The organism is Actinomyces sp. ICM39 (assembly GCF_000282935.1).
Lineage (GTDB): Bacteria > Actinomycetota > Actinomycetes > Actinomycetales > Actinomycetaceae > Pauljensenia > Pauljensenia odontolytica_B.
Window position 1 is genome coordinate 22,291 of record NZ_ALCB01000073.1, and the last position, 7,537, is coordinate 29,827.

Annotated in this window: 7 protein-coding genes; 4 read left to right on the forward strand and 3 right to left on the reverse strand. The window is 67.8% G+C overall.

Annotated elements, in window-relative coordinates:
- Positions 1–98 precede the first annotated feature (98 nt).
- Positions 99–890 (forward strand): YflT domain-containing protein, encoded by a 792-nt coding sequence (locus HMPREF1137_RS05130; RefSeq protein ID WP_007589612.1) that lies wholly within the window; start codon positions 99–101, stop codon positions 888–890.
- A 20-nt stretch (positions 891–910) separates the two neighbouring features.
- Here the strand turns inward: HMPREF1137_RS05130 and HMPREF1137_RS05135 are convergent, their stop codons facing one another.
- The 3 genes from HMPREF1137_RS05135 to HMPREF1137_RS05145 all read right to left on the reverse strand — a co-directional run bounded on the left by HMPREF1137_RS05135 (position 911) and on the right by HMPREF1137_RS05145 (position 5,018).
- Positions 911–2,419, reverse strand: coding sequence for an aminopeptidase P family protein (locus HMPREF1137_RS05135; RefSeq protein WP_034496913.1), 1,509 nt, complete (start codon positions 2,417–2,419; stop codon positions 911–913).
- 126 nt (positions 2,420–2,545) lie between these two features.
- The gene (locus HMPREF1137_RS05140; protein WP_007589600.1) at positions 2,546–3,544 is read right to left on the reverse strand and encodes an asparaginase; all 999 of its coding nucleotides are present in this window, start codon (positions 3,542–3,544) and stop codon (positions 2,546–2,548) included.
- Between the two features lie 13 nt (positions 3,545–3,557).
- Positions 3,558–5,018 (reverse strand): amino acid permease, encoded by a 1,461-nt coding sequence (locus tag HMPREF1137_RS05145; RefSeq protein WP_007589625.1) that lies wholly within the window; start codon positions 5,016–5,018, stop codon positions 3,558–3,560.
- A gap of 238 nt (positions 5,019–5,256) precedes the next feature.
- Between HMPREF1137_RS05145 and HMPREF1137_RS05150 the strand changes: the two genes are divergently transcribed.
- From HMPREF1137_RS05150 to HMPREF1137_RS05160, 3 genes are all read left to right on the forward strand, one after another.
- Entirely contained in the window at positions 5,257–6,105 is an 849-nt protein-coding gene (locus HMPREF1137_RS05150) for a PHP domain-containing protein (RefSeq protein ID WP_034496911.1), read from the forward strand.
- Positions 6,102–6,731 (forward strand): MarC family protein, encoded by a 630-nt coding sequence (locus HMPREF1137_RS05155; protein ID WP_007589624.1) that lies wholly within the window; start codon positions 6,102–6,104, stop codon positions 6,729–6,731. The genes HMPREF1137_RS05150 and HMPREF1137_RS05155 overlap by 4 nt, the downstream gene beginning before the upstream one ends.
- Positions 6,732–6,931: 200 nt before the next feature.
- Positions 6,932–7,498 carry an LPXTG cell wall anchor domain-containing protein gene (locus tag HMPREF1137_RS05160; RefSeq protein ID WP_007589598.1) on the forward strand — a complete coding sequence of 189 codons (567 nt, stop codon included), beginning with the start codon at positions 6,932–6,934 and terminating at the stop codon, positions 7,496–7,498.
- Positions 7,499–7,537: the final 39 nt, after the last annotated feature.

The window sequence follows — 7,537 nt, forward strand, 5'->3', positions numbered from 1 at the left end:
AATCATCTTAGGCTGTTGACAAAGAAAGAGTAACGACGAGTCGGCCGCCGCATGAACAATGCGTTCCATGCCACCGAGGCCGTGACGAAGGAGAAAGTATGGCTGTCGTGATGGACCCGCAGATGCCCACGGGCACGGAGGTCGCCTCCTACCAGACCTATGCGCAGGCTCGTACGGCCGTCGATTTCCTGTCGGACAGCGGTTTTGACGTCTCGTCGATCACGATCGTGGGCACGGATCTGCACCTGGTTGAGCGGGTGACGGGGCGCATGACGATCGCCCGCGCCTCGATGTCCGGCGCGTCGAGCGGCGCCCTGTGGGGTGCGCTCGCAGGCATGCTCATGTCCGCCGGACAGAACGCGGGAGGCACGGGCGCGTGGGTCGTGGGCGGCATCGTTGTGGGTGCGCTGGCGGGTATGGCGCTGTCCGCCCTGGCGTTCCTCATCCGGGGTCGCAGCCGCGACCTGGTCTCCTCCCAGCAGGTCGTTGCTCTGCGCTACGCGGTCCTGGCCTCGGCCGACATCGACCGCGCCTATCAGATCCTACAGCGCACCCCCGGCAATCGGGCGCGCGTCGTGCGTCCCCGCACCGAGGAACAGCGCCAGAAGAAGGATTCCGTCGGATTCTTCCCCGATGGCCGCCCCCGCTTCGGTGCGGCGACGAAGGACGGCGAGGTTCCGGCCGGACCGGCTGCCAGCGAGGAGTCCGAGGCGGTGTCCCCGACGACGCCTCAGGCCGCGGCGCCGGATGCAGGCGCGCCCGTGAGTGCCGAGGTAGTGAGCGTGCCCCAGGCCCCCGCTCCCGTCACTGTGAGCGCGCCCGAGAACGCTGCGCCCGAACGTGAGGACGCCCCGGCCTCGTCCCCCGAAAAGGACCAGACCGAGGCGTAACCTCAGCGTCTTCGCGCGGCTCAGCGGGACTGAACGCTCGCGATCCACTCCTCGACGTCCGCGATCGTGCGCGGAATGTCCTCGGAGATACGCGTGACCGTGCCGTCGGCGTTCACCACGACGTCGTCCTCGATGCGCACGCCGATGCCCCGGTATTCCTCGGGGATCAGCAGGTCGTCGGCACGGAAGTACAGGCCCGGCTCGATCGTGAAGACCATGCCCGGTTCCAGCAGCGCGCCCTGGTAGAGCTCGGCGCGAGCCTTCGCGCAGTCGTGGACGTCCAGGCCCAGGTGGTGGCTGGTGCCGTGCGGCATCCAGCGGCGGTGCTGCTGGCCCTCGGGGGAGAGCGACTCTTCGGGGGTGACGGGCAGGATGCCCCACTCATACAGGCGGGCGGCGATGACCTTCATAGCGGCGTCGTGCACGTCCTTGAAGCGGCAGCCGGGCTCGTTGGCGCGGGCCAGGGCGGCCTCGCAGGCGTCGAGGACCGCCTGGTAGACGCGCGCCTGGACCTCGGTGAAGCGGCCGTTGACGGGCAGCGTACGCGTGATGTCGGCCGTGTAGAGGGAGTCGACCTCGACGCCGGCGTCGACGAGCACCAGGTCGCCCTCGCGGACCTCTCCGTCGTTGTCGATCCAGTGCAGGGTGTTCGCGTGGTTGCCCGAGGCCGCGATGGTCTCATATCCCTCGCCGTTGCCCTCTTCTCGGGCGACCGCTCGGAATGCGCCCTCGATGACGCGCTCGCCACGGCGGTGGCCCACGGCGCGGGGCAGGACGCGGATGATGTCCTCGAAGCCGGCCTTGGTGACCTCGACCGCGCGAATCATCTCGTCGAGCTCGAACGCATCCTTGATGAGGCGAATCTCCGAGAGATGTTCTTCGAGGGCCTCGTCCTCCTTGCGCGCGTCCTCGCCTGCGGGCAGGGAGGCCTGGGTGCGCACCTCGTTCACCATCGCCTCGACGTTGGCGTCGACGCCGCGCACGATGCGCAGCTGCACGGTCCCGGCGTCCTTCGCCAGCACGTCGCGCAGGGTGTCGATGTGGCGGGTTTCCAGGCCGGTCTGCGCGCTCAGCTCCTCGAGCGAGGGGCGCGCGCCCACCCAGAATTCGCCGTAGCGGGCGTCCGCGTAAAACTCCTTGGAGGAACGCGAGGCGCGGGGCTTGAAGAAGAGCAGGGGAGTGTGGGTGCCGTCCTCGTTCGGCTCCAGCACCAGGACGGTGTCCGGCTCCTTTTCGCCGCCCAGGCCCGACAGGTGCGCGAAGGCCGAGTGCGCGCGGAAGCGGTAGTCGCAGTCGTTGGAGCGGACCTTGTAGGGGCCTGCGGGCACGACGAGGCGCTCGCCTGGGAATGGGGCGCCGGCCTTGAGGGTGCGGTCGTGCAGGAAGTCGGCGACGCGCTCACGTGCGGGCAGTTCGGAGGGGCGAGGCCCCCATCCGGAGCCGATGAAATCGCGGAATGCGGAGGACTGGGGCTGACGGGAGCGGTTTTCGCCGCGATCGGCCATGGACTGGGAAGCTTCTTCACTCATGGTCACTATTCTACGGCTCCTCGGCCCCTCGGGCGGGTTCGGTGGTCATGACAAACCCCGGCCTCGTCTCCCTGTGGCGCGCTGTGCGCCGGGGACGAGGCCGGGGCTGTGTCGGGTGGAGGAGACTCAGTCCTGGAGGGTGAGTTCTCCCGCGATGGACAGGTCCATACACCGCTTGAAGTCAGCGCCGCGCTTGCCCTGCGAGAGCAGGAAGACGGTCTTGGCGTAGAGTGCCTCGAGCGTCATGTCGTGCGCGCCGATTGCGCCGAGGCGCGCCAGGGCGTTGCCGGCCTCGTAGTGGCCGAGCATGACCTCGGACTGGTAGCACTGGGAGGCGACGATGATCGGCACCTCGGCCTGCGCGAGCTCGGCCAGGACGTCCACGAGACCCGGCTCGGAGGCCGGGATGTTCCCCACGCCGAAGGTGCGCAGGATAACCGCGTCCGGGTGCGGCGTCGTCATGGCGCGCAGCCGCGCGGCGCTCATACCGGGCACCACGTCGATGACGGCGACATCCTGGCGCGTGTACGGGCTGGGGTCCTGCCAGCCGGTGCCCGCACTCGGCGCCCCGTACCAGCGCCACGGGGCGCCCGTGCGCGCCATGGGAGACACGGAGGGCGACTCGAAACCGCGGAACGCCCACGACGAGGTCTTGGTGGCGCGGTTGCCGGCCAGGAGCTTATGCCCGAAGAACAGCATGACGCCTCGTGCGCGGTGCGAAATCGCGGCGCGCAGCGCGCCCGTGACGTTTGACGACGCATCCGAGCCGACGACGCCGAGCGGGTACTGGGAGCCGGTCAGGACGACCGGCTTGCCCATGCTCGCCAGCGAGTACGACAGGGCCGCAGCCGAGTAGGCCATCGTGTCCGTGCCGTGCAGGACCAGGAAGGCGTCCGCCTCGTCGGCGTGCGCGTTGATGTCGTCGATGATGGCCTGCCAGTCCTCGGGGGTAGCCTCCGAGGAGTCGATGAGCGGGTCCAGCGTCGACATCGTGATGTTCGAGGCCAGCTCGATGCCCTCCAGCTGGGAGCCGAACCACCCCTGCAGGTCCGCGCCGGGGCGCAGACCCTCGGGGGAGTCGACCATGCCGATGGTGCCACCGGCATACGTGACGTGAAGACGCACTGTTCGTCCTTTCTCAGTCGCCCGCCACCAGGGTTTCCTCGCCCTGCAGCGAGGCGGCGGCCTCGTCGGTCAGGTTACCGACGCGATCGCGCACGTAGTACCAGCCGGCGACCATGAGGACGACGACCACGGCGAAGAGCGCGAGTGTCCAACGGCCCGATTCGGAGGTCACGTTGGAGCCAACGACCACCGCGAAGAAGAGCAGCGCCAGGTAGTTGGTGTAGGGGGCGCCGGGCATACGGAACTCCGGACGCTGTGCCTCGCCGCGCTTCACCTTGCGCAGGAAGGCCAGGTGCGAGATCAGGATCATCGCCCAGGTGCCGGCGATGCCGATGCCCGCCAGGTCCATGACGATGTTAAAGGCGTTCTCCGGGACGAAGGCGTTGAGCAGGACGCCGAGCAGACCCAGCGACGCGGTGATGATGATGCCGCCGTAGGGGACGTGGTTCTTGTTGAGGCGAGCGGCGAAGCGCGGGCCCTCGCCCACGAGCGCCATCGAGCGCAGCGTACGACCGGTCGCGTACAGGCCCGCGTTGAGCGAGGACAGTGCGGCGGTCAGGACGACCACCTGGATGATGTCGCCCGCGTGGGGCACGCCGAGGCCGGAGAAGAAGGTCGTGAAGGGAGACTCATCCGAGGAGTAGGCGGTGTAGGGCAGCGCGAAGGCGAAGAGAACGACGGAGCCGACGTAGAAGAAGAAGATGCGGATGACCATCGAGTTGATGGCCTTGGGCAGGATCTTCGCGGCGTCCTTCGCCTCGCCCGCCGCGACGCCCACCATCTCGGTGCCGCCGAAAGCGAAGACGACGCCCAGTGTGAGCGCGAAGACGGGGGCCAGGCCCTCGGGGAACCAGCCGCCGGACTCGGAGATGTTGTGGACACCCGCGGTGTACTCGCCGACGTGAGCCTGGGTGATGATCGCCCAGATGGCGACGCCCATGAAGATGAGGATCGTCGCGACTTTGATCATCGCGAACCAGAACTCGGCCTCGCCGAAGGCTTTGACGCTCATCATGTTGAGGACAAAGACGAGTGCGAGCGCGATGAGGGCGATGACCCACTGGGGGATGTTCTCGAACATGTTCCAGTAGTGCATGTAGAGCGCCACGGCGGTGATGTCAGCCATGACGGTGACCGCCCAGTCCAGGAAGAAGAACCAGCCGGTGATGAACGCACCCTTTTCGCCCAGGAACTCGCGGGCGTAGGACACGAACGCGCCCGAGGAGGGGCGGCGCACCGCCAGCTCGCCGAGGGCGCGGACCATCAGGAACGCGAAGATGCCACACACCGCGTAGGCGAAGGCCAGTGCGGGGCCGCCCTGGGCCAGTCGACCGCCGGCACCTAGGAACAGGCCGGTGCCGATCGAACCGCCGATGGCGATCATCTGGATGTGTCGGTTTTTCAGAGCCTTGTTGTACCCGGCGTCTCCCGCGTCAGTCGCGGTGGACACCTGGGTCTGATCCTTGTCAGACACGCGTGTACTCCAATCGGTGTTGAGGGAGGCCAAATGGCCGTGTGATGCCAGTTTCCTACAGTCGACAGCTCATCGCTGCAGGTGAGCGGTTAACCAAAAAGGGTGGTGTCGCGATGGGAGAACGTGCAGAAAACACGGTCAAGACCGGGCAAAAATGGGGCTTTTGCGAGGCCTCCTGACGCGCGCGGGTGGTGTTCGCCCGCGCGGTTGTGTGATCGGATTAATGGGGTAGTCTCAAATGGTGAAGCGAATTGACCCCCATACTCATAGCGCGTATTCAGATGGGACGGATACGCCCGCGCAGCTCCTGTCTATTGCCGCTCAGGCCGGGCTGGACGCTATCGCGCTGACGGACCATGACACGACCGCCGGATGGGACGAGGCCGCGGCCGCCGTCGCGGACACCGGCGTGAGCCTCATCCGGGGCACCGAGATGTCGTGCTCCTCCTCGGGGATCACCGTGCACCTCCTGGCCTACCTCTTCGACCCGGCCAGCCCCGGCCTCGTCGATAATTTCCGACGCACGCGCGAGGATCGCGAGACGCGCGCCGTGCGCATGGTCGAGAACCTGTCGGCCGACTACCCGATCACGTGGGAGGACGTGGCAGCCTTCGCGCCCGAGGGCGGCCCCGTGGGGCGCCCGCATATCGCGGACGCGCTCGTCGCTGCCGGCGCATTCCCCGACCGCAGTGCCGCCTTCGTCAAGGCCCTGCACCCGTCGGGTCCTTACTACGTGTGCCACTGGGCGCCCGACCCGGTCGAGGCCGTGCGTTGCGTGCGCGAGGCCGGGGGAGTGCCTGTCCTGGCCCATCCCCGCGCCCGTAAGCGCCAACACCTGCTGCCCGAGGCCGTCATCGCCGACATGGCGGCGGCCGGCCTCTTTGGCATCGAGCGCGACCACCGCGACCACGCCCCCGAGGATCGCGCCGACGTCGATCGTATGGCCCGCGAGATGGGCCTGGCGGTGTTCGGCTCCTCCGACTATCACGGGACGGGCAAGCCCAACCGCATCGGCGAAAACACGACGGATCCGCAGGTGATCGCCGAGGTCATCGCGCAGGGCGCCATCGAGGTGGTCGAGCCGTGAGCCTCTTCGACGTCACACTCTTCGCGACTGCCTTCGCGACGCTGACGGTCATCATGGACCCCATCGGGACCGTGCCCGTCTTCCTGGGCCTCACCGCCCGATACTCCCAGCCCAAGCAGCGCCACGCCGCCATCCAGGCGACCTCCGTCTCCTTCGGCGTCATCCTGACCTTCGCGATCCTGGGCGGGCAGATCCTGCGCCTCCTCCACATATCGATGGAGGCCCTCCAGCTCTCCGGCGGCGTCCTGCTCTTCCTGGTCGCCATGGAACTCCTCATGGGCACGGACTCGTCGTCTCCGGATACGGGGGACGAGGGCGTCAACGTCGCGCTCGTCCCGCTGGGTACGCCGCTGCTCGCAGGCCCCGGCTCGATCGTCGCCGTTATGGTGTCCGTCGGACAGGCCGGCACGAACGTGGGTTCGTGGATCGCTGTCATCGTCGCTGTCGTGCTGGCCCACCTTGTCATGTGGCTGACCATGCGATTCTCCCTGATGCTGTCCCGGCTCCTGGGGCCCGGCGGCATCATGCTGCTGACAAAGATTTCCGGTCTGCTGCTGGCTGCTATTGCGACGCAGCTCATCATGGAGGGTATTTTCCAGTTCATTGCGACCGCCAAGCTGTCCTGACCTCGTCGTTTTCCCGCGCGGCGGAGGCGAACAAAGCCCCTTGAAAAAGTGGGATGCGACTCGCCGGCGGGTGATTTTCGGAAATCTGTGCGTATTGGTCAGGAAGTGTTGTAGGGTGGGGGAGAACGCCGTGACGCGCACGGCCCGCATTGGTCAGGGTCACGCATTCATCCCTCACCACAATTGTTCCAGGAGAAACAATGAAGAAGACGACCTCGTCTCTGTTCGCCGCCACCGCGGCGCTCGGTCTGATCGCCGCTTCGGCCGGCGTCGCTTTCGCTGCCGAGACCCCCGTCACCGAGCAGCCCTCGACCCCGGCCACCGAGGCCCCCTCGACCGAGCAGCCCTCGACCCCGGCCACCGAGGATCCGGCCCCCGAGCAGCCCTCGACCCCGGCCGACGAGGAACCGGCCCCCGAGCAGCCCTCGACCCCGGCCGACGACAACAACACCGGTGGTTCCGCTGAGACGCCGGCCCAGTCCGATGATTCTTCGGTCCCCGCCGCCGATCAGGGTGGCGCTGGCGCGGCCTCCGGCCCCGTCGGCACCACCGGCGTGACCACCCGCGGCCAGATCTCCACCGGCAACGGCCCGGCCCCCGTCTCCGCTCGTGGCGGCATCCGCAACACGAACGCTCCGGCCGGCACCCCCGCCGCCTCGAACCCGACGCTGGCCAACACCGGCTCCGCCGCGTCGATCGCCGCTGGCGCTGGCGTCATCGCGCTGGCTGGTGGCGTGACCCTCGTGGTCGCTCGCAAGCGTCACTGAGGCTTCTTCGCCTGACAAGTAACGCGGGCCCGCTCGAAT